Origin of the sequence: Citrobacter sp. LUTT5 (assembly GCF_009905315.1) — a bacterium.
GTDB lineage: Bacteria > Pseudomonadota > Gammaproteobacteria > Enterobacterales > Enterobacteriaceae > Citrobacter > Citrobacter freundii.
Map to the genome: position 1 here is coordinate 1 of NZ_CP047606.1, position 26,497 is coordinate 26,497.

The 26,497-nt window shown below is 53.0% G+C and carries 26 protein-coding genes and 1 other annotated feature; of the genes, 18 read left to right on the plus strand and 8 right to left on the minus strand.

Annotated elements, in window-relative coordinates; translation table 11 throughout:
* From dnaA to yidA, 5 genes are all read left to right on the plus strand, one after another.
* Complete coding sequence (gene dnaA / locus GUC46_RS00005; RefSeq protein WP_003023861.1) at nucleotides 1-1,404, plus strand: chromosomal replication initiator protein DnaA; 1,404 nt, start codon at nucleotides 1-3, stop codon at nucleotides 1,402-1,404.
* A gap of 4 nt (nucleotides 1,405-1,408) precedes the next feature.
* Nucleotides 1,409-2,509, plus strand: coding sequence for a DNA polymerase III subunit beta (gene dnaN / locus GUC46_RS00010; protein ID WP_003023863.1), 1,101 nt, complete (start codon nucleotides 1,409-1,411; stop codon nucleotides 2,507-2,509).
* Between the two features lie 138 nt (nucleotides 2,510-2,647).
* On the plus strand, nucleotides 2,648-3,721 hold the full coding sequence (gene recF, locus GUC46_RS00015; RefSeq protein WP_003844434.1) for a DNA replication/repair protein RecF: 1,074 nt from the start codon (nucleotides 2,648-2,650) through the stop codon (nucleotides 3,719-3,721).
* Between the two features lie 28 nt (nucleotides 3,722-3,749).
* Entirely contained in the window at nucleotides 3,750-6,164 is a 2,415-nt protein-coding gene (gyrB, locus tag GUC46_RS00020) for a DNA topoisomerase (ATP-hydrolyzing) subunit B (protein ID WP_003844435.1), read from the plus strand.
* A 206-nt stretch (nucleotides 6,165-6,370) separates the two neighbouring features.
* Nucleotides 6,371-7,183: a sugar-phosphatase gene (gene yidA / locus GUC46_RS00025; protein WP_003840602.1), complete on the plus strand. Its 813-nt coding sequence runs from the start codon at nucleotides 6,371-6,373 to the stop codon at nucleotides 7,181-7,183.
* A 22-nt stretch (nucleotides 7,184-7,205) separates the two neighbouring features.
* Here yidA and cbrA read toward each other — a convergent pair whose 3' ends face one another.
* Nucleotides 7,206-8,306, minus strand: coding sequence for a colicin M resistance lipid reductase CbrA (gene cbrA, locus GUC46_RS00030; RefSeq protein ID WP_130715318.1), 1,101 nt, complete (start codon nucleotides 8,304-8,306; stop codon nucleotides 7,206-7,208).
* 99 nt (nucleotides 8,307-8,405) lie between these two features.
* Between cbrA and GUC46_RS00035 the strand changes: the two genes are divergently transcribed.
* Nucleotides 8,406-9,632, plus strand: coding sequence for a DUF3748 domain-containing protein (locus tag GUC46_RS00035; protein WP_130715317.1), 1,227 nt, complete (start codon nucleotides 8,406-8,408; stop codon nucleotides 9,630-9,632).
* A gap of 1 nt (nucleotide 9,633) precedes the next feature.
* On the opposite strand, the gene GUC46_RS00040 is transcribed toward GUC46_RS00035, so the two are convergent.
* On the minus strand, nucleotides 9,634-9,966 hold the full coding sequence (locus GUC46_RS00040) for a YceK/YidQ family lipoprotein (RefSeq protein WP_003023879.1): 333 nt from the start codon (nucleotides 9,964-9,966) through the stop codon (nucleotides 9,634-9,636).
* Between the two features lie 238 nt (nucleotides 9,967-10,204).
* Nucleotides 10,205-10,277, plus strand: a sequence feature (ROSE (Repression Of Heat Shock gene Expression) occurs in the 5'-region of heat shock genes and acts as an RNA thermometer to modulate expression.).
* Here GUC46_RS00040 and ibpA point away from each other — a divergent pair.
* The 6 genes from ibpA to GUC46_RS00070 all read left to right on the plus strand — a co-directional run bounded on the left by ibpA (nucleotide 10,271) and on the right by GUC46_RS00070 (nucleotide 14,403).
* Nucleotides 10,271-10,684 carry a small heat shock chaperone IbpA gene (gene ibpA, locus GUC46_RS00045; protein ID WP_003023882.1) on the plus strand — a complete coding sequence of 138 codons (414 nt, stop codon included), beginning with the start codon at nucleotides 10,271-10,273 and terminating at the stop codon, nucleotides 10,682-10,684. It overlaps the preceding feature by 7 nt.
* 92 nt (nucleotides 10,685-10,776) lie before the next feature.
* A complete protein-coding gene (gene ibpB / locus GUC46_RS00050) occupies nucleotides 10,777-11,205 on the plus strand; it encodes a small heat shock chaperone IbpB (protein ID WP_003840609.1) in 429 nt (142 codons plus the stop codon).
* 124 nt (nucleotides 11,206-11,329) lie between these two features.
* Nucleotides 11,330-12,991: a putative transporter gene (locus GUC46_RS00055; RefSeq protein WP_032950587.1), complete on the plus strand. Its 1,662-nt coding sequence runs from the start codon at nucleotides 11,330-11,332 to the stop codon at nucleotides 12,989-12,991.
* A gap of 185 nt (nucleotides 12,992-13,176) precedes the next feature.
* Complete coding sequence (locus GUC46_RS00060; protein WP_003023888.1) at nucleotides 13,177-13,524, plus strand: YidH family protein; 348 nt, start codon at nucleotides 13,177-13,179, stop codon at nucleotides 13,522-13,524.
* On the plus strand, nucleotides 13,514-13,876 hold the full coding sequence (locus GUC46_RS00065; RefSeq protein ID WP_003023890.1) for a DUF202 domain-containing protein: 363 nt from the start codon (nucleotides 13,514-13,516) through the stop codon (nucleotides 13,874-13,876). The genes GUC46_RS00060 and GUC46_RS00065 overlap by 11 nt, the downstream gene beginning before the upstream one ends.
* A gap of 14 nt (nucleotides 13,877-13,890) precedes the next feature.
* A complete protein-coding gene (locus GUC46_RS00070) occupies nucleotides 13,891-14,403 on the plus strand; it encodes a radical SAM protein (RefSeq protein WP_130715316.1) in 513 nt (170 codons plus the stop codon).
* Nucleotides 14,404-14,405: 2 nt separating this feature from the next.
* Here GUC46_RS00070 and dsdA read toward each other — a convergent pair whose 3' ends face one another.
* Nucleotides 14,406-15,728 (minus strand): D-serine ammonia-lyase, encoded by a 1,323-nt coding sequence (gene dsdA, locus GUC46_RS00075; RefSeq protein WP_130715315.1) that lies wholly within the window; start codon nucleotides 15,726-15,728, stop codon nucleotides 14,406-14,408.
* A 17-nt stretch (nucleotides 15,729-15,745) separates the two neighbouring features.
* On the minus strand, nucleotides 15,746-17,083 hold the full coding sequence (gene dsdX / locus GUC46_RS00080; protein WP_003844455.1) for a D-serine transporter DsdX: 1,338 nt from the start codon (nucleotides 17,081-17,083) through the stop codon (nucleotides 15,746-15,748).
* 229 nt (nucleotides 17,084-17,312) lie between these two features.
* Between dsdX and dsdC the strand changes: the two genes are divergently transcribed.
* Nucleotides 17,313-18,239, plus strand: coding sequence for a DNA-binding transcriptional regulator DsdC (dsdC, locus tag GUC46_RS00085; protein ID WP_046671086.1), 927 nt, complete (start codon nucleotides 17,313-17,315; stop codon nucleotides 18,237-18,239).
* Nucleotides 18,240-18,317: 78 nt separating this feature from the next.
* The gene (locus GUC46_RS00090) at nucleotides 18,318-19,400 is read left to right on the plus strand and encodes a cellulase family glycosylhydrolase (protein ID WP_130715314.1); all 1,083 of its coding nucleotides are present in this window, start codon (nucleotides 18,318-18,320) and stop codon (nucleotides 19,398-19,400) included.
* Here the strand turns inward: GUC46_RS00090 and emrD are convergent.
* From emrD to tisB, 3 genes are all read right to left on the minus strand, one after another.
* Nucleotides 19,327-20,511, minus strand: a complete 1,185-nt coding sequence (emrD, locus tag GUC46_RS00095; protein ID WP_086538659.1) for a multidrug efflux MFS transporter EmrD — start codon at nucleotides 20,509-20,511, stop codon at nucleotides 19,327-19,329. The genes GUC46_RS00090 and emrD overlap by 74 nt on opposite strands.
* Before the next feature lie 193 nt (nucleotides 20,512-20,704).
* A complete protein-coding gene (locus GUC46_RS00100; protein ID WP_003840641.1) occupies nucleotides 20,705-21,538 on the minus strand; it encodes a DMT family transporter in 834 nt (277 codons plus the stop codon).
* A gap of 122 nt (nucleotides 21,539-21,660) precedes the next feature.
* On the minus strand, nucleotides 21,661-21,750 hold the full coding sequence (tisB, locus tag GUC46_RS00105) for a type I toxin-antitoxin system toxin TisB (RefSeq protein ID WP_003023909.1): 90 nt from the start codon (nucleotides 21,748-21,750) through the stop codon (nucleotides 21,661-21,663).
* Nucleotides 21,751-22,271: 521 nt separating this feature from the next.
* Here tisB and ivbL point away from each other — a divergent pair.
* The 3 genes from ivbL (at nucleotide 22,272) to ilvN (ending at nucleotide 24,460) form a co-directional block, all read left to right on the plus strand.
* Nucleotides 22,272-22,370: an ilvB operon leader peptide IvbL gene (gene ivbL, locus GUC46_RS00110; protein WP_003827118.1), complete on the plus strand. Its 99-nt coding sequence runs from the start codon at nucleotides 22,272-22,274 to the stop codon at nucleotides 22,368-22,370.
* Between the two features lie 107 nt (nucleotides 22,371-22,477).
* Nucleotides 22,478-24,166 carry an acetolactate synthase large subunit gene (gene ilvB, locus GUC46_RS00115; RefSeq protein WP_160179612.1) on the plus strand — a complete coding sequence of 563 codons (1,689 nt, stop codon included), beginning with the start codon at nucleotides 22,478-22,480 and terminating at the stop codon, nucleotides 24,164-24,166.
* Between the two features lie 3 nt (nucleotides 24,167-24,169).
* The gene (gene ilvN / locus GUC46_RS00120; RefSeq protein WP_048218864.1) at nucleotides 24,170-24,460 is read left to right on the plus strand and encodes an acetolactate synthase small subunit; all 291 of its coding nucleotides are present in this window, start codon (nucleotides 24,170-24,172) and stop codon (nucleotides 24,458-24,460) included.
* A 1-nt stretch (nucleotide 24,461) separates the two neighbouring features.
* On the opposite strand, the gene GUC46_RS00125 is transcribed toward ilvN, so the two are convergent.
* Nucleotides 24,462-25,247, minus strand: coding sequence for a DeoR family transcriptional regulator (locus GUC46_RS00125; protein WP_046671057.1), 786 nt, complete (start codon nucleotides 25,245-25,247; stop codon nucleotides 24,462-24,464).
* 324 nt (nucleotides 25,248-25,571) lie between these two features.
* Between GUC46_RS00125 and rbsK the strand changes: the two genes are divergently transcribed.
* Nucleotides 25,572-26,492, plus strand: coding sequence for a ribokinase (rbsK, locus tag GUC46_RS00130; protein WP_003844463.1), 921 nt, complete (start codon nucleotides 25,572-25,574; stop codon nucleotides 26,490-26,492).
* The last annotated feature ends 5 nt before the right edge of the window (nucleotides 26,493-26,497 follow it).

Consider the following 26,497-nt stretch of genomic DNA (forward strand, 5'->3'; position numbering starts at 1 on the left):
GTGTCACTTTCGCTTTGGCAGCAGTGTCTTGCCCGATTGCAGGATGAGTTACCAGCCACAGAGTTCAGTATGTGGATACGCCCGTTGCAGGCGGAACTGAGCGATAACACGCTGGCTTTGTACGCGCCAAACCGTTTCGTGCTCGATTGGGTAAGGGATAAATACCTTAATAATATTAATGGATTACTCAATAATTTCTGTGGAGCGGATGCCCCGCAGCTGCGCTTTGAAGTCGGTACTAAACCCGTCACGCAAACGCTGAAAACGCCGGTCAACAACGTTGTTGCGCCCGCCCACGTGACTCAGCAAGTGCAACCACAACGTGCTGCTCCGGCGGCGCGTCCAGGCTGGGATAACGTCCCGGCTCCGGCAGAACCTACCTATCGTTCTAACGTCAACGTCAAACACACGTTTGATAACTTCGTTGAAGGTAAATCTAACCAACTGGCGCGCGCGGCGGCACGTCAGGTGGCGGACAATCCTGGCGGCGCCTACAATCCGTTATTCCTTTATGGCGGTACGGGTCTGGGTAAAACCCACCTGCTGCACGCTGTCGGTAACGGTATTATGGCGCGTAAGCCAAACGCCAAAGTGGTGTATATGCACTCCGAGCGTTTTGTGCAGGACATGGTCAAAGCCCTGCAAAACAACGCGATCGAAGAGTTTAAACGTTACTACCGTTCCGTTGACGCGCTGCTGATTGACGATATCCAATTCTTCGCGAATAAAGAGCGATCGCAGGAAGAGTTTTTCCACACCTTTAACGCCCTGCTGGAAGGCAATCAGCAGATCATCCTGACCTCGGATCGCTATCCGAAGGAGATCAACGGCGTTGAAGATCGTCTGAAATCCCGTTTTGGCTGGGGACTGACTGTCGCGATCGAACCGCCTGAACTGGAAACGCGTGTTGCGATCCTGATGAAAAAAGCCGACGAAAACGACATTCGTCTGCCGGGTGAAGTAGCGTTCTTTATTGCCAAGCGTCTACGCTCTAACGTACGTGAGCTGGAAGGCGCACTGAACCGCGTGATCGCCAACGCCAATTTTACCGGCCGGGCGATTACTATCGATTTCGTGCGTGAAGCGCTGCGCGATCTGCTGGCTTTGCAGGAAAAGCTGGTCACCATCGACAATATCCAGAAGACGGTGGCGGAGTATTACAAAATCAAAATTGCGGATCTGCTTTCTAAGCGTCGATCTCGCTCGGTAGCTCGTCCGCGCCAGATGGCGATGGCGCTGGCAAAAGAGCTCACTAACCACAGTCTGCCGGAAATTGGCGACGCGTTTGGTGGGCGTGACCATACTACCGTGCTTCATGCCTGCCGCAAGATTGAGCAGTTGCGTGAAGAAAGCCATGATATTAAAGAAGATTTCTCCAATTTAATCAGAACATTATCTTCGTGACGCTATGAAATTTACCGTTGAACGTGAACATTTATTAAAACCGCTTCAGCAGGTCAGCGGCCCGCTGGGTGGACGTCCTACACTGCCGATCCTCGGAAACCTGCTGCTGCAGGTTGCTGACGGCACCCTTTCGCTTACCGGTACCGATCTCGAAATGGAGATGGTGGCGCGCGTGGCGCTGATCCAGCCTCATGAACCTGGTGCGACCACCGTTCCGGCGCGTAAATTCTTCGATATTTGCCGTGGATTACCAGAAGGGGCGGAAATTGCCGTTCAACTGGAAGGCGACCGTATGCTGGTGCGTTCTGGCCGCAGCCGTTTCTCGCTGTCTACGCTGCCTGCCGCCGACTTCCCGAATCTGGACGACTGGCAGAGCGAAGTCGAATTCACCCTGCCACAGGCGACAATGAAGCGCCTGATTGAAGCCACGCAGTTTTCGATGGCGCATCAGGACGTGCGTTACTACTTAAACGGCATGCTGTTTGAAACCGAAGGGGAAGAGTTGCGTACCGTGGCGACCGACGGTCACCGCCTGGCGGTCTGTTCAATGCCTGTCGGTCAGCCGTTGCCTAGCCATTCGGTGATCGTACCGCGTAAAGGTGTGATTGAACTGATGCGTATGCTCGACGGCGGCGATAACCCGCTGCGCGTGCAGATTGGCAGCAACAATATTCGTGCGCACGTTGGTGACTTCATCTTTACTTCCAAGCTGGTTGACGGTCGTTTCCCGGATTATCGCCGCGTATTGCCGAAGAATCCGGACAAACATCTGGAAGCCGGTTGCGATATCCTCAAACAGGCGTTTGCGCGTGCGGCGATTCTCTCCAACGAGAAATTTCGTGGCGTGCGTCTGTATGTCAGCGAAAACCAGCTCAAAATCACTGCCAACAACCCGGAGCAGGAAGAAGCAGAAGAAATTCTGGATGTTTCCTATCCTGGTACTGAACTGGAAATCGGCTTTAACGTTAGCTACGTGCTTGACGTTCTTAACGCGCTGAAGTGCGAGAACGTACGTATTCTGCTGACCGATTCCGTATCGAGCGTACAGATTGAAGATGCAGCGTCACAATCTGCAGCCTATGTCGTCATGCCTATGCGCTTGTAAAGAATATCGGGCTATCTTACTTGTTATTCTGGCTCCGGGCAGTGCTCGCAATCCTCACGTACTTCAGTACGCTCCGGTTGCTGTGCGCTGGCCGTAACCAGACTAACTGCGACGATAACGCCCTGGTTATGAGTTGATATGTCGCTATCCCGACTCCTGATTAAAGATTTCCGCAATATCGAAAACGCGGATCTCGCTTTATCTCCCGGCTTTAACTTTCTGGTAGGCGCTAACGGCAGCGGCAAAACCAGCGTGCTGGAAGCTATCTATACGCTCGGCCATGGTCGGGCGTTTCGCAGTTTGCAGATTGGCCGCGTGATTCGCCACGAGCAGGAGTCGTTTGTTTTACACGGGCGTTTGCAGGGTGAAGAACGTGAGACGTCGATTGGCCTGACGAAAGACAAACTGGGTGACAGCAAAGTGCGCATTGACGGCACTGACGGGCACAAGGTCGCGGAACTGGCGCACCTGATGCCGATGCAGTTGATCACGCCTGAGGGGTTTACTTTACTCAATGGCGGCCCCAAATACAGAAGAGCATTCCTTGACTGGGGATGCTTTCACAATGAAGCCGGATTTTTCACCGCCTGGAGCAACCTGAAGCGACTGCTCAAGCAGCGCAATGCAGCGCTGCGCCAGGTGAGTCGTTATGAGCAACTGCGCCCGTGGGATAAAGAACTGATCCCACTGGCGGAACAAATCAGCACCTGGCGCGCGGAGTACAGCGCTGGTATTGCGCAGGATATGGCGGATACCTGCCAGCAGTTTCTTCCCGAGTTTTCTCTCTCCTTCTCTTTCCAGCGCGGCTGGGAGAAAGAGACAGATTACGCCGAAGTGCTGGAACGTAGTTTTGAACGCGATCGAATGTTGACCTACACCGCGCACGGTCCGCATAAGGCGGATTTCCGCATTCGCGCCGACGGTGCGCCGGTGGAAGATACGTTGTCGCGTGGGCAGCTCAAGCTGCTGATGTGCGCCTTACGTCTGGCGCAAGGGGAGTTCCTGACCCGCGAAAGCGGACGGCGCTGCCTGTACCTGATAGATGATTTTGCCTCTGAACTGGATGATGCGCGTCGCGGGCTGCTGGCCAGCCGCTTAAAAGCCACGCAATCTCAGGTCTTTGTCAGCGCAATTAGCGCTGAACACGTTATAGACATGTCCGATGAAAATTCGAAGATGTTTACCGTGGAAAAGGGTAAAATAACGGATTAACCCAAGATAAAATGAGCGAGAAACGTTGATGTCGAATTCTTATGACTCCTCCAGTATCAAAGTCCTGAAAGGACTGGATGCGGTGCGTAAGCGCCCGGGTATGTATATCGGCGACACGGATGACGGCACCGGTCTGCACCACATGGTATTCGAGGTGGTAGATAACGCTATCGACGAAGCGCTCGCGGGTCACTGTAAAGATATCGTGGTAACGATTCACGCTGACAACTCCGTGTCCGTTACCGATGATGGCCGTGGTATCCCAACCGGTATTCACCCGGAAGAGGGCGTTTCGGCAGCGGAAGTTATCATGACCGTTTTGCACGCAGGCGGTAAATTCGATGATAACTCCTATAAAGTTTCCGGCGGTCTGCACGGTGTGGGTGTTTCCGTCGTTAACGCCCTGTCACAGAAGCTGGAACTGGTGATTCGTCGTGAAGGCAAAGTGCATCAGCAAACTTACGTGCACGGTGTGCCGCAGGCGCCGCTGGCAGTAACTGGCGAAACAGAAATGACGGGGACTCAGGTCCGTTTCTGGCCAAGCCACGAAACCTTTACCAACGTCGTTGAGTTCGAATACGACATTCTGGCGAAGCGTCTGCGTGAGCTGTCATTCCTGAACTCCGGCGTCTCTATTCGTCTGCGCGACAAGCGCGACGGCAAAGAAGACCATTTCCACTACGAAGGTGGCATCAAGGCGTTTGTTGAATACCTCAACAAAAACAAAACGCCGATCCACCCGAATATCTTCTACTTCTCCACCGAAAAAGACGGTATCGGCGTCGAAGTTGCGCTGCAGTGGAACGATGGTTTCCAGGAAAACATCTACTGCTTCACCAACAACATTCCGCAGCGTGACGGCGGTACTCACCTTGCAGGCTTCCGTGCGGCGATGACCCGTACCCTGAACGCCTACATGGACAAAGAAGGCTACAGCAAAAAAGCCAAAGTCAGTGCCACCGGTGACGATGCCCGTGAAGGCCTGATTGCCGTTGTTTCCGTGAAGGTGCCGGATCCGAAATTCTCCTCTCAGACCAAAGACAAGCTGGTCTCTTCTGAGGTGAAATCGGCGGTAGAACAGCAGATGAACGAACTGCTGAGCGAATACCTGCTGGAAAACCCGTCTGACGCGAAAATCGTCGTCGGCAAAATCATTGATGCTGCGCGTGCTCGTGAAGCTGCACGTCGCGCGCGTGAAATGACCCGTCGTAAAGGCGCGCTGGACTTAGCGGGTCTGCCGGGCAAACTGGCGGACTGTCAGGAACGCGACCCGGCTCACTCTGAACTGTACCTGGTGGAAGGGGACTCAGCGGGCGGCTCTGCGAAGCAGGGACGTAACCGTAAGAACCAGGCGATTCTGCCGCTGAAGGGTAAAATTCTTAACGTTGAGAAGGCGCGTTTCGACAAGATGCTCTCTTCTCAGGAAGTGGCGACGCTGATCACCGCGCTGGGCTGCGGCATCGGTCGCGACGAGTACAACCCGGACAAACTGCGTTATCACAGCATCATCATCATGACCGATGCGGACGTCGACGGCTCGCACATCCGTACGCTGCTGTTGACCTTCTTCTATCGTCAGATGCCGGAAATCGTTGAGCGCGGCCACGTTTACATTGCACAGCCGCCGCTGTACAAAGTGAAGAAAGGCAAGCAGGAACAGTACATCAAAGACGATGAAGCGATGGATCAGTACCAGATCTCTATCGCCCTTGATGGCGCCACGCTGCATACCAACGCCAGCGCACCAGCCCTGGCGGGTGAAGCGTTAGAAAAACTGGTTTCTGAATACAACGCGACGCAGAAAATGATTGGCCGTATGGAACGTCGTTTCCCGAAAGCGCTGCTGAAAGAACTGGTTTATCAGCCGACGCTGGCTGAAGCCGATCTGGCTGATGAAGCGAAAGTCACTGCCTGGGTGTCCCAGCTGGTTAACGTACTGAATGAAAACGAAGTTCACGGCAGCACCTGGAACAGCTTTGTGCGTAAAGACGCTGAACTGAACCTGTTCGAGCCGGTGATCCGCGTGCGTACCCACGGCGTCGATACCGATTACCCGCTGGAGCATGAATTTGTGACCGGTGGCGAATATCGTCGTATTTGTACGCTCGGCGAGAAGCTGCGTGGACTGATCGAGGACGATGCGTTTATCGAACGTGGCGAGCGTCGCCAGCCGGTTGCCAGCTTCGAGCAGGCGCTGGAATGGCTGCAGAAAGAGTCACGTCGCGGCCTCGCTATCCAGCGTTATAAAGGTCTGGGCGAGATGAACCCGGAACAGCTGTGGGAAACCACCATGGATCCGGAAAGCCGTCGTATGCTGCGCGTTACCGTGAAGGATGCGATTGCTGCCGACCAGCTATTCACCACGCTGATGGGTGATGCCGTTGAACCGCGTCGCGCGTTTATCGAAGAGAATGCCCTGAAAGCGGCGAACATCGATATCTAACATGTACCTCAGGCCTGCTCCTGTAGGCCTGATAAGCGAAGCGCCATCAGGCAGTTCGTCTACGTTTGCCGGCTCAGGCCTTATCCGGCCTACCATCGATTGTCAAAAGGGGAATCTCGATTCCCCTTTCTATCCCCCTTTTCGTAGCTGTTTTTTGAGCGGAATCGCGTTAGCATGAGGACGGACTCATTTAATCCGGGGAACTCATGGCTATCAAACTTATTGCTATCGACATGGATGGCACACTTCTGCTGCCCGATCACACCATTTCACCAGCGGTCAAAACGGCGATTGCCGCAGCGCGCGCGCGTGGCGTGAATGTGGTGCTGACCACGGGACGCCCGTATGCCGGCGTTCACAGCTATCTGAAAGAACTACATATGGAACAGCCCGGTGACTACTGCATTACCTACAACGGTGCGCTGGTGCAGAAAGCTGGAGATGGCAGTACCGTAGCGCAAACTGCGTTAAGCTATGACGATTATCGCTATCTGGAGCAGCTTTCCCGGGAAGTTGGCTCACATTTCCACGCCCTCGATCGCAACACGTTGTATACCGCGAACCGTGATATCAGCTACTACACGGTGCACGAATCGTTTGTCGCGACCATCCCGCTGGTGTTCTGTGAAGCCGAGAAAATGGATCCAGAAACCCAGTTCCTGAAAGTGATGATGATTGATGAACCGGAGATCCTCGATAAAGCCATCTCGCGCATCCCAGCAGAAGTAAAAGAGAAGTACACCGTATTGAAAAGTGCGCCGTATTTCCTCGAAATCCTCGATAAACGCGTCAATAAAGGGACGGGCGTAAAATCGCTGGCCGATGCGTTAGGTATTAAAGCCGAAGAGGTGATGGCGATAGGCGATCAGGAAAACGACATCGCGATGATTGAATACGCAGGCGTGGGCGTTGCCATGGACAACGCTATTCCATCAGTCAAAGAAATCGCCAACTTCGTGACCAAATCCAACCTCGAAGATGGCGTCGCGTATGCCATTGAGAAATTTGCGCTGAATTAAGAAATTATGGGCAAGTGCCTTGTTACATTTGCCCTGTTTCAGCCATGATTTGTGGTGCTGAATGATCTCCCTGGGGAATATGCGCCACGCCGCTGCGCATAATCCATTTACGGGAAAATGCTGATGTGAGTGCCCGGCTTTTCAGGATTTTGCCATACAGTTTGAGACGTAACCTGTGGGTGGCTTTACGGTAAGCGTGATTCATATCTGGCGTATCCCGCAGCAGTACTGATTTGAGGATCTCCGCGCTGTCCAGCGCATAGCTAATCCCTTCCAGCGAGCTGGCGCTGATAAAACCGGCCGCTTCGCCAATCAAAAACGCATTGTCTTCACCGCAGACGAAATCCTTCCAGCGTGAGGGGAACAGCACCGTACATTTTTCATTTTTCACCGGTTTGCCGAACTGGAAATGGAACGCTTTCAGCTTCTCCTTCAGCGCGTCAAAGCGTGCCTGTCCGTCCTTCATGGGGTAGGCGCCACCAAAGATAAAATAGCCATCTTTGCTGATACTCCATGAATAACAGTCAGTTGCATCGTTATCAAAAATACAGGAATAGAACGGCACAGGATGTTTCTCCGCAAACCATTGTTGAATAGCGACATATTTACGGATTTGGTGCTGGGGATAGAGATGACGGCGCACCAGTGAATTCGCACCGTCTGCCCCCACCAGATAACGCGCGGTGATCTGCTGCTCCCAACCGTCGGCGCGGAAGATAACATGCCATTTATCGCCCTCGCGCCAGATTTTCCGACACAGGCTGTCGTGGTACACCTGCACATCATCAGGGATGAGATATTTAAGCCATAAATCAAAAGCATGGCGGTTGATATTAATGTAGCTGCGCTGGTAGTTACGCGTCAAAGAAGCGGCAACATCAATAGTTTTAACGCTAAAAATCTGCGGGTTGGCGATGACATCAACGGGTAAGGTTATACCATCGCGGATAAACGAACGCTGGGCGTCCGGGGCCAGCAGACCGCCGCAGGGTTTAGTGAAACCTTCGTTGCCGCACTGGCGTTTTTTATCCAACGCAATCACGCGCATTTTTCCGCTCAACTGCCGCGCCAGCGCTGCGCCTGCCGGACCTAATCCGATAATCGCCACGTCAAAATGTTCCATCTTTCTGTCCGCAAAAATGAAGATGGCGATACGCTAAAGCCTGAAAGTGAAGTGCTTGTGAAGTATGATTGCTTTAATCGTCTTGTATCAGGGCATCCCATGAAGCAAATCACCTTTACGCCGCGTAATCATCAGCTTACCAATATTAACACCTGGACACCGGACAGCCAGTGGCTGGTCTTTGATGTGCGTCCTTCTGGCGCCTCCTTTACCGGTGAAACAATTGAGCGCGTCAATATCCATACTGGCGAACTGGAGGTGATTTACCGGGCTACTCAGGGAGCGCACGTTGGCGTGGTGACCGTTCATCCAAAGTCGGAAAAATATGTATTCATTCACGGGCCTGAAAATCCTGATGAAACATGGCATTACGACTTCCATCATCGTCGTGGGGTGATTGTTACGCAGGCTGGGGTGGAGAATCTGGATGCGATGGATATTACCGCGCCGTACACGCCAGGCGCGCTGCGTGGCGGGAGTCATGTGCATGTCTTTAGCCCAAACGGTGAGTGTGTCAGTTTCACCTATAACGACCATGTTTTGCATGAGCGCTCGGCGGCGCTGGATTTACGCAACGTCGGCGTAGCTGCACCGTATGGGCCGGTGAAGGTCTCCGCGCAGCATCCGCGTGAATACAGTGGCAGCCATTGGTGCGTACTGGTGAGCCAGACGACACCAACGCCAAAACCGGGTAGCGATGAGATTAACCGTGCCTATGAAGAGGGCTGGGTAGGAGAAAACAGGCTGGCGTTTATCGGCGATACGTTGTCAGTGAATGGCGAAAAAGTACCGGAATTGTTTATTGTCGATTTGCCACTGGATGAAAGTGGCTGGAAACAGCCGGGGGACGCGCCTCTGGAGGGGACTGACATGACCATGCCTGCGCCGCCATCCGGTATTTGCCAACGTCGCCTGACGTTTACCCATGAGCGCGCCTTCCCGGGGCTGGTGAATCAACCTCGCCATTGGGTACGCAGTAATCCAAAGGCGTCTGAGATTGCGTTTTTAATGCGTGATGACAGCGGTATTGTGCAGCTATGGCTGATTTCCCCACTGGGGGGTGCACCGCGTCAGCTTACCCAATGCGCTACGAATATTCAGTCAGCCTTTAACTGGCACCCATCGGGGAAATGGCTGGGATTTGTACTGGAGAACAGAATTGCTTGTTGTGATGTTCAAACGGGCGAGATTGTTTTTTTAACGGAACGTCATGGTAACCCGCCGTCGGCCGATGCGATCGTCTTCTCCCCTGATGGTCGACAGGTTGCGTGGATGGAAGACGTCGAGGGTTTCCGCCAGCTGTGGGTGACTGAAACCGGGCGTTAACTTATGGCGCGGACATTTCTGCCGGGGGAATAACGGCGTTCGTGGCCTGGGTTCTCTCCTCGCTCTTTTCTACGCGGGATCTCACCGAGTTGTCTTTGCGAAAGAGATCCCACGGTAGCAATACCGTATCGAGCACCGCGGTGAAAGGCATATCCAGAATCGCCAGCGACTTGGTTCCCCAGTTCGTATCACTTTCGCTAATCATTGTGGCACTGGCTCGCGTGCCAGGATACGTCCCTTCTTTGCCACCGGTATGCGACATGATGCTGGAACAGCCGCTTACAAACGCCATCCCACTACACATCGTCAGTGTTACCAACATTTTTTTAATCATCATTTATTCATCTGTATTTATCGTGTTTGCATGGTGAGTTAAAGCGATCCGTTGCGAAAATAACATCACCATTTCGTCGCACTGTGGCGGCCATCGCGATTTAACGAGAACAACTGCTCCCCCCAGTGTATGCAATAGACAACAAACTGCAAAAAAAGTCAGATGAATACGCTTGAAAAGTTTGTATTAAGACCCATTTTTAGAGTGTAGACAAATGAAGGGCATGCCTGATGGGTGTCCTGGCTACCTGACCTGTCCATGATGGAAGGTCAATTATTCTCGCTGATTTCAGGAGCTATTAATTATGCGTAACTTTGATTTATCCCCGCTGTACCGTTCTGCTATTGGTTTTGACCGTCTGTTTAACCTGCTGGAAAACAATCAGGGCCAAAGCAATGGCGGCTACCCTCCGTACAACGTTGAGCTGGTAGACGAAAACCATTACCGCATTGCAATTGCCGTTGCCGGTTTTGCTGAAAGCGAACTGGAAATTACTGCCCAGGATAATCTGCTGGTGGTGAAAGGCGCCCATGCGGACGATCAAAAAGAACGTACTTACCTGTATCAGGGAATTGCCGAGCGCAACTTCGAGCGTAAGTTCCAGTTAGCGGAGAACATTCATGTTCGCGGCGCAAACCTGGTAAATGGTCTGCTGTATATCGATCTTGAGCGCGTGATTCCTGAAGCGAATAAGCCGCGCCGCATCGAAATCAACTAATTCTATAGGCCGCTTCAGGCGGCCTTGCTAAGTCATCGGCTTGCCGTCAGGGAGCCGAAAGGTACCTACTCGCTTCTTAGAAGGAGATTATTATGCGTAACTACGATTTATCCCCACTGCTGCGTCAATGGATCGGTTTTGACAAACTGGCCAATGCTTTGCAAAACACCGGTGAAAGCCAGAGCTTCCCGCCTTATAACATTGAAAAGAGCGATGATAACCACTACCGCATTACCCTTGCGTTAGCCGGTTTCCGCCAGGAAGATTTGGATATTCAACTGGAAGGTACGCGCCTGACCGTGAAAGGTACGCCGCAGCAGCCGGAAAAAGAGACCAAATGGTTGCACCAGGGGCTGGTCATTCAGCCGTTCAGCCTGAGCTTTACGCTGGCTGAAAATATGGAGGTCTCCGGCGCAAGCTTCACTAACGGCTTGCTGCATATCGATTTGACCCGGAATGAACCTGAAGCCATTGCTCCACAACGTATCGCTATCAGCGAACGCCCCGCATTAAATAGTTAAATAGCTCCATGCCTTTGCCCCGCCAGAAATGACGGGGCTTTTTTGTGCTTTACCACCCATACATTGCGACTGTACTCTGCGAGAATCCATTTACTTAATGATGTTATTCACAGGGAACAGGATAATGAGTGATATAGCATTGACGGTCAGCGTTCTGGCATTAGTGGCGGTTGTCGGATTATGGATCGGCAACGTAAAAATACGTGGTGTGGGTTTTGGCATCGGAGGTGTACTGTTCGGCGGTATTATTGTCGGGCATTTTGTCGATCAGGCAGGGATGACCCTGAGCGGCGATATGCTGCATTTTATTCAGGAATTTGGCCTGATCCTGTTCGTCTACACCATCGGTATCCAGGTCGGACCGGGCTTTTTTGCGTCATTGCGCGTTTCGGGCCTGCGGCTGAATCTGTTTGCCGTGCTGATTGTCATCATGGGTGGCCTGGTCACCGCGATTCTGCATAAGCTTTTTGCCATTCCTCTTCCCGTGGTACTGGGTATATTCTCCGGGGCGGTCACCAATACCCCGGCGTTGGGAGCCGGGCAGCAAATTCTGCGCGATCTGGGTACCCCTGGCGATGTGGTAGACCAGATGGGGATGAGCTATGCCATGGCTTATCCTTTCGGCATTTGCGGAATTTTACTCACCATGTGGCTGATGCGCCTTATTTTCCGCGTTAACGTCGATGCTGAAGCCCAGCAGCATGAATCCACGCTAACCAACGGGCACGCACTGATTCAGACGATGAACATCCGTGTGGAAAACCCAAACATCAACAATATGGCAATTCAGGATGTCCCGATTCTGAACAGCGACAAAATCATCTGCTCGCGTCTGAAACGTGACGAGACATTGATGGTGCCGTCGCCAGGGACAGTTATCCAGATGGGCGACCTGTTACACCTGGTCGGGCAGCCAGCCGATCTGCACAACGCGCAGGTGGTGATTGGTCAGGAGGTGGACACATCGTTGTCGACACGCGGGACTGATTTACGCGTTGAGCGCGTGGTGGTGACCAACGAACAAGTGCTGGGTAAACGTATCCGCGATCTGCACTTTAAAGAACGTTACGACGTGGTGATCTCCCGCCTGAACCGTGCGGGGGTTGAGCTGGTAGCCAGCAGCGACGCCAGCCTGCAATTCGGGGACATCCTCAATCTGGTTGGGCGCCCTTCGTCGATTGACGCCGTTGCCAATGTTGTTGGTAACGCGCAGCAAAAACTGCAGCAGGTGCAGATGCTACCGGTATTTATCGGTATCGGACTGGGTGTTCTGCTGGGGTCAATCCCGCTGTTTATCCCGGGTTTCCCGGTGGCGTTAAAGCTGGGGCTGGCCGGTGGGCCGCTTATTATGGCTTTGATTCTTGGACGTATTGGCAGCATCGGTAAGCTGTACTGGTTTATGCCTCCCAGCGCTAACCTGGCGCTGCGAGAGTTGGGTATCGTACTGTTTCTCGCGGTGGTTGGTCTGAAGTCAGGCGGTGATTTTGTTCATACCCTGACGCAGGGCGATGGTCTGAGCTGGGTGGGCTACGGTATTTTCATTACCGCGATTCCGCTCATTACCGTGGGCTTGCTGGCGCGGATATTCGCCAAAATGAACTATCTGACGCTGTGCGGCATGCTGGCCGGCTCAATGACCGATCCTCCTGCGCTGGCGTTTGCTAACAACCTGCATGCCACCAGCGGGGCGGCAGCGCTCTCCTACGCCACCGTTTATCCGCTGGTCATGTTCCTGAGGATTATCACCCCGCAACTGTTGGCGGTGCTCTTCTGGGGATTAGGTTAAAACTGACTTATCCGGCCTGCATCTCCTGTAGGCCGGATAAAACGCAACTCGCCATCCGGCATTACAAACACCCTCTCTCTTTTCCATTGTCTCATCACCAGACTCGCCCTTTCGTTTGAGAATCAGGTTCATACTCCTTAACTGTTCCGGTATAACGACCAGACAACAATATTTAAGGAGCTGTCATGAAGATTTCTCGCCTTGGGGAAGCACCGGACTATCGCTTCTCGCTGGCAAATGAACGTACCTTTCTGGCGTGGATCCGCACCGCGCTCGGATTTCTGGCGGCGGGAGTTGGCCTTGATCAACTGGCCCCGGATTTTGCCACGCCGGTCATCCGTGAGGCGCTTGCCTTGTTGCTGTGTCTGTTTGCCGGCGGTCTGGCGATCTACGGCTACCTGCGCTGGCTACGTAACGAAAAGGCGATGCGACTGAAAGAGGACTTGCCCTACACCCACAGCCTGCTGATTATCAGCGTTATGCTGACTATTGTGGCAGTGATTGTCATGACGCTGGTGCTGTATGCCGGATAGCCGCAAATCGCGACGTATCGCCGACCCGGGGTTACAACCGGAGCGAACATCGCTGGCCTGGTTTCGTACCCTGCTGGGTTATGGTGCGTTAATGGCGCTGGCGCTGAAGCACAACTGGCATCAGGCGGGCTTCCTGTTTTGGGTTTCAATTGTGGTGCTGGCGATGGTGGGAATCGTACTTTGGCGCTATACCCGCAGCCGTAATCTGATGGATGTTACACATAGCGATTTTTCTGAATCTCGTGCGGTGCGTGACAAATTTATGATCTCCCTCGCGGTGTTATCCCTCGCAATACTGTTTGCTGTAACGCATGTTCGCCAACTTATCGTATTTATCGGGAATTTTGCATGACAGGATGTGAGAACATGGATGTTAGTGATGATGTTTTAAACGTGGTGATTGACCACCAGAAGTGTTTACAACCAGTTGAAGTGTACCGTGGTTTGCAACAAGGAAATGTTCGCCTGGTACAGTTTATTCCGCTGGTTAAGCACGATGGCTCAGGTCATCTGACAGACGAATCGGTTACGTCTGAGGCGTGGGGCCGATTTTTAATTACGATATTTGATATCTGGGTACGTGAAGATATTAATCAGATATCTATCCAGCTTTTCGACAAAACGCTCCGCCAGTGGTGTGGTCTGGCAGCACAGATTGAACGACAGATCATGTCATCAATGAATACGCGTTGCCAAACATGCTCATTGTTTCAATATTACCATGGTGATTGTCCTGCGTACTGCGAGGAAAATGGAAAGGGCGTGCTGTGTGCAGGATATCAGGCTTTCTTCAACCATACCGCACCGCATATGCGCGTGATGCGTGACCTGCTTAAGCAGCATCGCTCACCGATGGAGCTGATGGCGATGCTGCGCTGAGATTAGCGCCCTTTCGCCAGGTATTGCGCCATCTCGGTTTCCGGCACCATGCCGCCGCCGGTTGCCCACACCAGATGGGTGGCGTTATTGAGCTGATCCGCGCTGAAGCCATGCATCTGCTGGTAATCCGTGGAGGCGCAAACGTGCTGAGGGCCAGCCATGCCTGCCAGCGCCGACGGCTCAAGACGAATGCCTTCTTCCTGCGCCAGCCAGCCCAGCATATCGTACATTGTCTGATCGTCCAGGGTGTACAGACCGTCGAGCAGACGTTCCATCGCCCGGCCAACAAAGCCCGAGGCGCGACCCACCGCCAGTCCATCCGCTGCTGTCAGGTTATCGATGCCGATGTCCTGTACGGAAATGGTATCGTGCAGCCCGGTGTAAATCCCCAGCAGCATGCACGGTGAATGAGTCGGTTCAGCGAAGAAGCAGTGCACGTTATCGCCGAATGCCAGCTTCAGGCCAAATGCCACGCCGCCAGGGCCGCCACCGACACCGCACGGTAGGTAGACAAACAGAGGATGATCGGCATCCACCACGCGCCCCTGCTGGGCAAACTGCGCTTTCAGACGCTGACCGGCGACCGCATAGCCTAAGAACAGCGTGCGGGAATTTTCATCATCGATAAAGAAACAGTTCGGATCGGATTGTGCCGCCTTACGACCTTGTTCAACCGCCACGCCGTAATCTTCTTCGTACTCCACTACCGTCACGCCGTGGCTGCGCAGCTTGGCTTTTTTCCACGCGCGGGCGTCGGCAGACATATGCACCGTGACGTTAAAGCCGATGCGGGCACTCATGATACCAATCGACATCCCCAGGTTGCCGGTGGAGCCAACCGCGATGCTGTACTGGCTGAAAAACTGTTTGAACTCCGGCGAAAGCAGAACGCGGTAATCGTCTTTGGTGGTCAGCAGACCGGCCTCCAGCGCCAGTTTTTCCGCATGGGTCAGTACTTCATAAATGCCCCCACGCGCTTTAATCGAGCCTGAAATCGGCAAATGACTGTCTTTCTTCAGCAGGACTTCGCCGTTAATGTGTTGCCCGAACTCTTTTTCCAACCGTTTTTGCATTGCAGGGATTGCGGCCAGCTCAGATTCGATAATGCCCCCGGTGGCGGCGGTTTCCGGGAAGGCCTGCGCCAGATACGGTGCGAAGCGCGTCAGACGCGCGTGGGCATCCTCAACGTCGTGTGCTGTCAGGCCAACATACGGTAAACCTTCCGCAAGAGAGGTGGTGCCAGGGTTAAACCAGGTTGTCTCTTTCAGAGCCACCAGATCTTCCACTAAAGGATGCTGGGCGATAAGTGTTTGAATGTTTTCCATAGTCAGTCTCTTCGCGCTTAGATAATAAAGGAAAGCAGGAATGTGCAAGCCAGTGCAATAACGGACGCGATAAATGTCGCGGTCGTATAGTATTTGAACGTTTCATTCAGGGTGGCGCCGCAATACTGCTTCACCAGCCAGAACAGGGAATCGGTGACGATCGTGCAGCCAATAGCGCCGGAACCGATGGCAATGGCGATGATCTCCGGGCTTACGTTAGGGTAGAGTGGCAGCATCGGTGCCACGATTGCCGTTGCGCCCATCATCGCCACCGTGGCAGAGCCTACCGCCGCATGCAGAATAAGAGCGACCAGCCACGCCAGTAGAATCGGGTGCATATGCATGTTTGAGAGGATCAGCGCCAGAGTATCCGCCAGCCCGCTGCTCTTGAGAATAGCGTTGAATGCGCCGCCTGCGCCGATAATCAGCAAAATGTTAGCAATCGAGCCAAAACCGTTTTCGGTGTGGGTCAGCAGCGCACCCATACCGATGTGCTGACGCAGACCGAGAATGTAATAGGCTACGAAAACGGCGATAAACATCGCGGTGATCGGGTTACCAATAAACTCCAACAGCGTATACAGCGTACTGCCTTTCGCCATGTTCAGTTCCGCGACGGTTTTCACCAGCATCAGGCCAATTGGTAGCAGTACGGTAAACAGCGTCGCGCCCAGCGATGGCAGCGTGCTTTCATCACGCACTTTCAGGTCGGAAAACTCAGCCGGTACCGGTTTAAATGGCAGACGGTTACCGAGGAATTTCAGGTACAGCGGCCCACCGACAAGCGAAGCCATTAAACCCACCAGTAAGCCGTAGACAATCACGGTGCCAATGTCTGCGCCCAGCTTATTCGCCACGAACAGGGCGGCCGGATGCGGAGGTACGACGCAGTGTACCGCCATCAGCGCCGTACACAGCGGAATCGCCAGCTTCAGTAATGAGGTATTGGTTTTTTTAGCAATCGAAAAGGCCAGTGGAATCAACAGCACCACGCCGACCTCAACGAACAGCGTGATCCCGCAAATCAGCCCGACCAGCACCATAATGACGTCGGCGGAAAGCCAGCGGCAGCGCTGCAGCGTCAGACCGATGCGTTCGGCCGCGCCGGACACCTCCATCATTTTGCCCAGAATGGTCCCAAGGCCGATAACCGCCGCGAGGAAGCCCAGCGTACCGCCGATGCCGCTCTCAATGGCATTGACCATATCCAGCGGCCCCATCCCCATCATCGTACCCACGAAGAAACTGGCTAACAGCAGCGCCAGAAACGGGTGGAATTTGAACTTCACGATGGTCAAAACGATTAACACGATGCTTATCAGCAGCGTGCTCACAACCCAGATTTGAGAGTGCATAGCTCACCTTGCCCTGTGATTAATATAAGGTTATTGGACAAAAATAAGGCACCGTCTGACAAACGATATAAATCTCCTTTCACATGAGCCAGATTGCATCAAATGAGTGATTTACGTCTAATTACGCTGCATTTATGCGATATGGTTCACCTTGATTCATCTTTGTGCTGATTTTTACAGCGAACTTTTTTACACTCCGGCGAATGAATCAGGAGGACTGGAGGTGAGTTTGGATCCCCTACGCGAGGTCAGAAACCGGCTGCTCAATGGCTGGCAGTTGTCAAAGCTGTATACCTTTGAAGTGGCGGCCCGGCATCAGTCGTTTGCGCTGGCAGCAGATGAGCTGTCGTTAAGTCCCAGCGCCGTCAGCCATCGCATTAATCAGTTGGAAGATGAACTTGGCATTCAGCTGTTTGTCCGTTCGCACCGTAAAGTGGAACTTACCCACGAGGGTAAGCGGGTGTTCTGGGCGCTGAAATCGTCGCTGGATACGCTGAATCAGGAAATCCTCGATATTAAAAATCAGGAGTTGTCCGGGACGCTCACCGTCTACTCTCGACCTTCTATCGCCCAGTGCTGGCTGGTTCCGGCGCTCGGTGACTTTACCCGTCGCTACCCGTCAATTTCACTGACCATCCTGACCGGCAACGACAACGTCAATCTGCAGCGTGCCGGGGTCGATCTGGCTATCTATTTTGACGATGCGCCTTCCGCGCAGCTTACGCACCACTTCCTGATGGATGAAGAGATCCTGCCGGTATGCAGCCCGGACTACGCTCGCCGCCATGACCTTACCGGTTCGTTAGTGAATTTGCCGCACTGCACCTTGCTGCACGACAGACAGGCATGGAGTAACGACTCAGGAACCGATGAATGGCACAGCTGGGCGCAGCATTTTACGGCGAATTTGCCGACATCAACGGGGATTGGTTTCGATCGTTCTGATTTAGCGGTAATTGCCGCCATGAACCATATCGGCGTGGCGATGGGCCGAAAGCGTCTGGTGCAAAAACGTCTCGACAGCGGAGAACTGGTCGCGCCTTTTGGCGATATGGCGCTGAAATGCCATCAGCATTACTACATCACCACGCTGCCCGGCAGGCAGTGGCCGAAAATCGAGGCGTTTATTAGCTGGCTTCAGGAACAGGTAAAATAAGCGGACCGCGAATATTTTTTACGCTTTCTCTCTACACGGAAAGTGAAAAAGCGTGCTAAATACGTGATATCACTCCTGATGATTTGCGTAAGGACGACCGTGTTAAAGCCGATTGTTTCCCTTTTACTGTTGGCCAGCGCCACCGTGTGTGCCGCGCAACCTGCGCTGACGGCGGCGCAGTATGCGCAGCAGCTTGGCGTTGGGATGGACGTAGATTGGGCGCGCACCGATCGGGGTATCCGTGAATTCGATCCGCTGGTAGTGCGGGACTACAAGGCGAAAGGGTTGGCCCACGTACGCATTCGCGTAGCGGGAGAGCCTACGGAGGCGCGGCTGATTCATCTGCGCAAGCTGGTGGAAGCCTGTGAGCAGTTTGGCGTGATCCCGATCATTGCCTATCAGGCAGACGAATATAAAAAAGACCCCAGCGCCGGGAACGAAAAAGAGGTGGTTAACTGGTGGGTGGCGGTGGCGCATTACTTTGGTCAACGCTCGCCGTTGCTGGGTTTTGATCTGATCTACGACCCCTCTGATAAACTCAACCATAATCAGGCGTCGCTCAATCGCGTGTATGACAAAACCATTCGAACCATCCATGCCATCGATCCACAGCGAATGATTTTTATCGCGCCGAAACTGCATGCCGCTCCGGAAGATTTGGCCAACCTAAAGCTGCCGCCGCAAAGTCAGAATACGGTGCTGGCCCAATGGCATATTTTTCCGTGGGGACCGCTGAAAAATAACGGCAAATATCCGTGGACCTCAGGGACTGCGGCAGAAAAGGCCGCCATTCGCGCCCGTATCAATACCGCCATTCATTGGCAGCAGAAAACCGGGCATGTCAGTTGGGTAGGGGGCTGGTCGCCGGGAGAAACCATCAGAAACGCGCCTTCTGCCTCGCAAATGGCGTTTGCCCGCTTTATGGCGTGCGAGCTGAAAAAAGCGAAAATTCCCTATGCTATCAATGCGGATACGCAGTTCTATGATGGTGAGGAGGGAGCCTGGCGTCCGGCGCTGGAACCGTTACTGACGACGATTATCGCGCCAGAATGCGAAAAGCCCGGCGATAAGCCGGGCCATCATACGCTTAAACCGCCTGTCCCTGATGCGACACGCGTGACGCCAGCGGAATCCAGCAAACAAAAATCAACAGCCCCATAAGGGTCATCAGCAGGCCCAGACTGGCTTGCCCGGTCTGCGGCAGCATGGCAGAGAACCACGCCAGCACGCCGGAACCAATGTTCTGTAATCCCCCAACCAGCGCGCCGGCCGTGCCTGCCAGGAACGGGAAAGGCTCCATTGCACCGCTGGTTGCCAGCGGAAACAACATTCCGGCGCCGAAGAAAAACAGTGCGGCAGGAACCAGCAGCGTCCAGACGTTCATCACGTCAAACAGCCCTGGGATCCACATCATTAAACCCGCTACCAGACAGCAGGTCACCGACTGCCACATTAGCGTCGAGAAACGTTTATTCGGGCGACCGGCGAACCATGCGCCGAAAAACGCCGCCGGGATGGGCAGGATAAACAGGATACTGACCACCATGCTGCTTAGACCGAGACGTGCGCCCAATAATACTCCGGAGCAGGCCTCAAAGACCGCAACACCCGCCAGACCACCGATCAACATCAGCACGTAACAGGTGAAAGCGCTATTACCAAACAGAGTTTTGTAGCTGGCGATCAGCTGTGGACGCGGCGCACCTGCAGGGCGCGTTTCCGGCATCCAGCGTGCCATGCTAAACGTCACGCCCGCACACAGAATCAACAGAAAAATATAGCAGGCGCGCCAGTTCCACACTGTATCCAGCACACCGCCAATCAGCGGAGCTAACAGCGGACTGACCAGAATCCCCATGTTTAACAGACTATTGGCGTGGCGCAGTTGCGTGCCTTCGTACAGATCGCGCGGTAACGTTCGCGCCATCACACCGCCGACGCCCGTTCCCATCCCCTGGATGGCACTGGCGATAATCAGTACCGTCAGGCTATGCGTGGTAATCGCGACCAGCGTGGCCAGCATAAAAATAGACATCCCGGCGAGGATAACCGGGCGGCGGCCAACGCGGTCTGAAAGGGGACCGTAAACCAGTTGTGATAGACCATAGGTCAACAGATAGGCGGCCATTACGCTTTGCACCGCCCCTTCGCGAACGTTCAGTTCACGCGCCATATCAGCAATCGCGGGGATATAAATGGTTTGCGCCATCTGACCTACCGCCACCAGTAATACCAACATCAACAACAAATTGACGCTTCTATGCCTTTTCATTTCGCTGATTACTTTTAAAAAAGAGAAAAAAGAAGAATAAGGTGCTGCACTTTCCCGTAAATGCGCGTGGAATCTACCACAACAGAAAAAGAAGGCCAGATAGTGGGCTGGAATGTTTATTTGATGGACGGCAGGAAATGTAAACAAAAAGCGGCAACAAATGTTGCCGGATTGCATCGGGTTTACAACGCGATCATGATAAGCGTAGTAAAACTGCGCCTACGGCAATACCTGCAGCCGCGACAAGACGTATTCCGGCAACCTTCTCTTTCAGTAGCAGCCACGCGAGCAGCGCGCCAAACAGGATAGAGGTTTCACGCAGCGCCGCGACTACCGCCAACGGAGCCTGGGTCATGGCCCACAGCGCCAGGCCGTAAGAACCCATTGTGCCAATGCCGCCAAGAATACCTTTCTTCCACTGCTGTACCAGATAGCGCGACGCTTCCCGGCGTCTGGCGATCATCGCCCAGCCCAGCAGGCAGGAGCCGTTCAGAAAGAAGGTCCACAGCGTATAACCCAGCGCGGTTTCTGATAAACGTACGCCGGTGCCATCAACCAGAGTATAACCGGCGATAAAGCAGGCGTTAATGAGCGCCAGGATAATCCCGCGTTGCGAACCGCTGCGTCCGTTAAATGCCATCCCGAGAATAGCCAGACAGATGGTGGCAATCCCCACCCAGGCGAGTAGCGAAAGGCTATCGCCAAGAAACAGGACGCTGATAATCGCGACCAGCAGTGGCGCTGTGCCGCGCATCAGAGGATAGGTCTGGCTCATATCCGAAACCTGATAGGTTTTAGCGACCAGGACGGTATAGACCACCTGTAATGCGGTTGAGACAGCTAAAAACGGCAGGCTGGCGGCAGAGGGTTGCGGCGCAAAGGGTAAACAAATCAGCGCCATAATCGCAGCGGTTCCGCTGACGCTGATCGCCGAGTACAGCTTGTCGTTTCCTGCTTTTACGATGGCATTCCAGCTGGCATGCAGCAGTGCGGCGAACAGCAAAATGCAGAAAACAGAAAGCGTCATGGCGGAATTCTTCCCTGAGGATGTCATAAAAACGTAACATATTGACGCGATACAAGCACAGGGAGAAGGTGAAAGGGGAGCGGAGTGTTATCCGCCCCCCTTAGGTGCGACTTGAATCTGAATTACTTAACGTATTTCAGAACGGCATCAAGGAGTTGCAGTGCTGCAACAATGAGTTTGAGGATAAGAATAGCGATATCCACGAGGCTCATACGCTCTCCTTTTGGTACAAGGAGCACGGTGCTGACGTACCTCGCCGCTGCCTGTTGCCAGCACCTTTGTTGACATAACACAGTGTGCTCACACGGGGGTTAAGGCGCTGACGGCACCACCCGTTTCAGCCAGGACTTTTATGCGCCGGTTTACGATGCGGCCCCCGCATAACACATTGCGTACCGAGACATTATAGATAAATACTGTATAAATTAACAGTATTTTATGGACGTTACGCTATTCATGTTCCATACTCAAAAACATCAAAATTCGTGCCGAAATTGCGTGTTCTTCGTAGAACGCGTATACTTTTTTCGTTGACATAACACAGTGTGTTCGGCGGCTACCAACCGCACAACGCTGAAAAAACCTCGCTCCGGCGGGGTTTTTTGTTTTTGCACGACATACAATGAAATGTGATCGTTGAAGCATTTTTGTGCAGATGAAAATTTTTCCATTGTCACGCTGAAAAACCTGTGTTTGTATAAATCCAGTTAATCAACAAACAGACAGGTCCCTAATGAACCCTTCCATGCTGACTGCGACCCTACTAAAAACTGCGCCATCTCGCGCAGCGGTCGTCGTGCGTGTGGTGGTGGTCGTCGGCAATGCGCCGTAGGGTCCGAATCAACACACGATTCCAAAACCCCGCCGGCGCAAACCGGGCGGGGTTTTTCGTTTCAGAGACCTGCCCGGAGCAAAGGCCCAGAATAAAAGGACTGGAGCATGGCAAGTTCGGGCATAACATCCAAGCGTACGCGTTTTACGGGCGCAGAATTCATCGTTCATTTCCTGGAACGTCAGGGGATTCAGGTCATCACCGGTATTCCAGGCGGCTCGATTCTTCCCGTCTATGACGCCTTAAGCCAAAGCACACAAATCCGTCATATCCTGGCGCGCCACGAGCAGGGCGCGGGGTTTATCGCGCAGGGAATGGCGAGAACCGATGGCAAACCCGCCGTCTGTATGGCCTGTAGCGGACCTGGCGCAACCAACCTGGTAACCGCCATTGCCGATGCGCGTCTGGATTCCATCCCGCTGGTGTGTATCACCGGGCAGGTTCCGGCCTCAATGATCGGCACCGACGCTTTCCAGGAAGTCGACACCTACGGCATCTCTATCCCCATCACTAAGCATAACTATCTGGTCCGCCATATCAGTGAATTACCGCAGGTCATGAGCGATGCGTTCCGCATCGCGCAGTCCGGACGTCCAGGCCCGGTGTGGATAGACATTCCTAAGGATATTCAAACCGCCGTTTTTGACATTGAAGAGATGCCGGTACCCGCGCAGATAATGGCGGCACCAGCGTTCAGCCAGGACAGCATTCGCGATGCTGCAGCTATGATTAACGCCGCCAAACGCCCTGTGCTGTACCTCGGCGGCGGCGTAATTAACGCGCCGGAACGTGTTCGTGAGCTGGCCGAAAAAGCAAAACTGCCGACCACTATGACCTTGATGGCGCTCGGCATGCTGCCAAAAGCGCATCCGCTGTCGTTAGGCATGCTGGGCATGCACGGCGCGCGCAGCACCAACTTTATTCTGCAAGAAGCGGATTTACTGATTGTTCTGGGCGCACGTTTTGATGACCGGGCGATTGGTAAAACCGAACAGTTCTGCCCGAATGCCAAAATCATCCACGTGGATATTGACCGCGCGGAGCTGGGTAAAATCAAACAGCCGCACGTGGCGATCCAGGCAGATGTCGATGAGGTTCTGGCACAATTGATCCCGCAGATTGAAGCGCAGCCGCGTGAAGAGTGGCATCAACTGGTGTCTGACCTGCAGCAAGAATTTCCGTGCACGATCCCCCAGGAAAAAAATCCGCTCAGCCACTATGGATTGATCAACGCCGTGGCTGCCTGCGTAGACGACAGCGCCATTATCACCACCGACGTAGGCCAGCATCAGATGTGGGCGGCACAGGCTTACCCGCTGAACCGTCCGCGCCAGTGGCTGACCTCCGGCGGTCTGGGAACCATGGGCTTTGGCCTGCCTGCGGCGATTGGTGCGGCCCTGGCCAACCCAGACAAAAAAGTGCTGTGCTTCTCCGGCGATGGCAGCCTGATGATGAATATTCAGGAAATGGCGACCGCCAGCGAAAATCAGCTGGATATTAAAATCATTCTGATGAATAACGAAGCGTTAGGTCTTGTATATCAGCAGCAGAGTCTGTTTTATAAGCAGGGCGTTTTTGCCGCGACCTATCCGGGGATGATTAACTTTATGCAGATAGCTGCCGGGTTTGGTCTCGAAACCTGCGATCTGAATAACGAAGCGGACCCACAGGCAGCGTTGCAGGAGATTATTAATCGCCCTGGACCTGCGCTAATCCACGTGCGCATCGATGCCGAAGAAAAAGTGTACCCGATGGTGCCGCCGGGTGCGGCAAACACAGAAATGGTGGGGGAATAAGCCATGCAACAGCAGACTCATGACAACGTAATCCTGGAACTCACCGTACGCAACCATCCGGGCGTAATGACTCACGTTTGCGGGCTGTTTGCCCGCCGCGCATTCAACGTGGAAGGCATTCTCTGTCTACCGATTCAGGACAGCGATAAGAGCCGCATCTGGCTACTGGTCAACGACGATCAACGTCTTGAGCAGATGATAAGCCAGATCGACAAGCTTGAAGATGTGGAGAAAGTGGCCCGCAATCAGTCCGATCCGTCGATGTTTAACAAAATCACCGTGTTCTTTGAGTGAGTTAGTCGCCGTCTGAATCCGGGGTGATCACTTTGACAGAGCCGTTCCGGCAGTGGGTTGCGTAATCTGCCGGTAACGGACGGTCGCTTATCAGTACGTCAAAGGTGGAGAGTGGACCAATGCTGGCGGGGGCGACCTCATCGAACAGGGCGTGGCGCGTCAGCAGAATTTTGCGTAATCCGCGTTCCATCGCTTTGCGTTTTGTGGCTAGATCGTCCGGATTGAACCAGCTAACGCCGAAATGCTCATGGACGCCGCTGGCGGAGATGAATACTTTTCGTGGGTTGAGCGCATCCAGCGGAGAGGGGGTGCTGGTATCGTAAAAGGCGTCACTTTTCGCCCGATAGGTGCCTCCGCAAAGAATCACCGTGGCGTTGGGTTTTTCATTTAGCGCCACGAATACCCGGTGCGAGTAGCAAATCCCGGTAAAGGAAATATCGTCCGGGATCATGCTGACCACCAACGGCATTTCCGCACCATTATCAAAAAAGACCAGATCATTTTCACTTACCAGTCCCGCGGCCAGAATAGCAACCGGTAAGTCGTCGCGATGATACTGTTTTTGCGCGGGGAGTGGTGCGTTAACGATGGCGGCGGGCTTGTTCACCATCACAATGTAACCACCGAGCAGCGTAAGCGGTAACGGCTCGTCATCCTGACTGAGATCCCGACGAATAGTCATCACGGAAACTTCCAGCATTCGTGCCGCCTCTTTCAGATGGATTCGGTCGGTCTTCTTCAACAATTCCATCAGACGTCGAATACGTTCTTTTTGCTTAGTTTCCATGTGCTTCTCCACGAATCATGTTCCCATGTTCCTTCAGTAACATTTTTGTGTTTCTGAGAACATGGCATTGCCGTATTACTATACGTCTGACTATTCGGAAATAAAAGCGTGTTTTTTCACGTTTTATTGATTATATCCAGTTAACTTTCAGTCAATTGTAAGCAACTTCATTATTTGTAGTGTGATGGGGTCGCAACATTTAGCGTAATAAATAAACAATAAAATGATCTTCCAATCGCGATCCTAGTCACAAATGATACGAAAGTAACATGATAATGTTATTTTAATATCATTGTGGTGTGATTGTTTCTGAGAGGTAGTAAAATGGATATCGCGGTTATTGGCTCCAACATGGTGGATCTCATCACCTACATCAACCAGATGCCCAAAGAAGGGGAAACGCTGGAAGCGCCGGCGTTCAAAATTGGTTGTGGCGGTAAAGGGGCAAATCAGGCCGTTGCAGCCGCTAAGCTCAATTCCAAAGTACTGATGCTGACAAAAGTCGGTGATGATATTTTTGCGGATAACACTATTCGCAATCTCGAATCCTGGGGGATTAATACCACCTATGTCGAAAAGGTACCCTGCACCAGCAGCGGTGTCGCACCGATCTTTGTTAATGCGAACTCCAGCAACAGTATTCTGATTATTAAAGGAGCGAACAAATTTCTCTCCCCGGAAGATATCGATCGTGCGGCGGAAGATCTGAAAAAATGTCAGCTTATTGTCCTGCAACTGGAAGTGCAGCTGGAAACCGTTTATCACGCGATTGAATTTGGCAAAAAACACGGTATCGAAGTGTTACTAAATCCCGCCCCTGCATTACGGGAATTAGATATGTCTTATGCCTGTAAATGTGATTTTTTTGTGCCGAATGAAACCGAGCTGGAAATATTAACCGGTATGCCAGTGGATACTTATGACCATATTCGCGCAGCGGCACGTTCTCTGGTTGATAAAGGTTTGAACAATATTATCGTCACCATGGGTGAGAAAGGTGCGTTGTGGATGACGCGTGACCAGGAAGTCCATGTTCCGGCGTTTAAAGTGAACGCTGTCGATACCAGTGGTGCAGGCGACGCTTTCATCGGTTGTTTTGCCCATTATTACGTTCAAAGCGGTGATGTCGAAGCCGCCATGAAAAAAGCCGTTCTCTTCGCTGCATTTAGCGTTACCGGGAAAGGTACTCAATCATCTTATCCAAGCATCGAACAATTTAATGAGTTTCTTACCTTAAACGAATAATACTC

Bases quoted from the DNA above. Each gene is read 5' to 3' on its own strand.
- GUC46_RS00090 (WP_130715314.1), top strand. From the start codon at position 18,318: ATGATTTGCGTAAGGACGACCGTGTTAAAGCCGATTGTTTCCCTTTTA.
- gyrB (WP_003844435.1), top strand. From the start codon at position 3,750: ATGTCGAATTCTTATGACTCCTCCAGTATCAAAGTCCTGAAAGGACTG.
- emrD (WP_086538659.1), bottom strand. From the start codon at position 20,511: ATGAAAAGGCATAGAAGCGTCAATTTGTTGTTGATGTTGGTATTACTG.
- dsdA (WP_130715315.1), bottom strand. From the start codon at position 15,728: ATGGAAAACATTCAAACACTTATCGCCCAGCATCCTTTAGTGGAAGAT.
- GUC46_RS00035 (WP_130715317.1), top strand. From the start codon at position 8,406: ATGAAGCAAATCACCTTTACGCCGCGTAATCATCAGCTTACCAATATT.
- GUC46_RS00070 (WP_130715316.1), top strand. From the start codon at position 13,891: ATGGATGTTAGTGATGATGTTTTAAACGTGGTGATTGACCACCAGAAG.
- dnaN (WP_003023863.1), top strand. From the start codon at position 1,409: ATGAAATTTACCGTTGAACGTGAACATTTATTAAAACCGCTTCAGCAG.
- GUC46_RS00125 (WP_046671057.1), bottom strand. From the start codon at position 25,247: ATGGAAACTAAGCAAAAAGAACGTATTCGACGTCTGATGGAATTGTTG.
- tisB (WP_003023909.1), bottom strand. From the start codon at position 21,750: ATGAGCCTCGTGGATATCGCTATTCTTATCCTCAAACTCATTGTTGCA.
- ibpA (WP_003023882.1), top strand. From the start codon at position 10,271: ATGCGTAACTTTGATTTATCCCCGCTGTACCGTTCTGCTATTGGTTTT.
- GUC46_RS00040 (WP_003023879.1), bottom strand. From the start codon at position 9,966: ATGATTAAAAAAATGTTGGTAACACTGACGATGTGTAGTGGGATGGCG.
- yidA (WP_003840602.1), top strand. From the start codon at position 6,371: ATGGCTATCAAACTTATTGCTATCGACATGGATGGCACACTTCTGCTG.
- GUC46_RS00055 (WP_032950587.1), top strand. From the start codon at position 11,330: ATGAGTGATATAGCATTGACGGTCAGCGTTCTGGCATTAGTGGCGGTT.
- ibpB (WP_003840609.1), top strand. From the start codon at position 10,777: ATGCGTAACTACGATTTATCCCCACTGCTGCGTCAATGGATCGGTTTT.
- GUC46_RS00100 (WP_003840641.1), bottom strand. From the start codon at position 21,538: ATGACGCTTTCTGTTTTCTGCATTTTGCTGTTCGCCGCACTGCTGCAT.
- rbsK (WP_003844463.1), top strand. From the start codon at position 25,572: ATGGATATCGCGGTTATTGGCTCCAACATGGTGGATCTCATCACCTAC.
- recF (WP_003844434.1), top strand. From the start codon at position 2,648: ATGTCGCTATCCCGACTCCTGATTAAAGATTTCCGCAATATCGAAAAC.
- ilvN (WP_048218864.1), top strand. From the start codon at position 24,170: ATGCAACAGCAGACTCATGACAACGTAATCCTGGAACTCACCGTACGC.
- ilvB (WP_160179612.1), top strand. From the start codon at position 22,478: ATGGCAAGTTCGGGCATAACATCCAAGCGTACGCGTTTTACGGGCGCA.
- cbrA (WP_130715318.1), bottom strand. From the start codon at position 8,306: ATGGAACATTTTGACGTGGCGATTATCGGATTAGGTCCGGCAGGCGCA.
- GUC46_RS00065 (WP_003023890.1), top strand. From the start codon at position 13,514: ATGCCGGATAGCCGCAAATCGCGACGTATCGCCGACCCGGGGTTACAA.
- GUC46_RS00060 (WP_003023888.1), top strand. From the start codon at position 13,177: ATGAAGATTTCTCGCCTTGGGGAAGCACCGGACTATCGCTTCTCGCTG.
- dsdX (WP_003844455.1), bottom strand. From the start codon at position 17,083: ATGCACTCTCAAATCTGGGTTGTGAGCACGCTGCTGATAAGCATCGTG.
- ivbL (WP_003827118.1), top strand. From the start codon at position 22,272: ATGAACCCTTCCATGCTGACTGCGACCCTACTAAAAACTGCGCCATCT.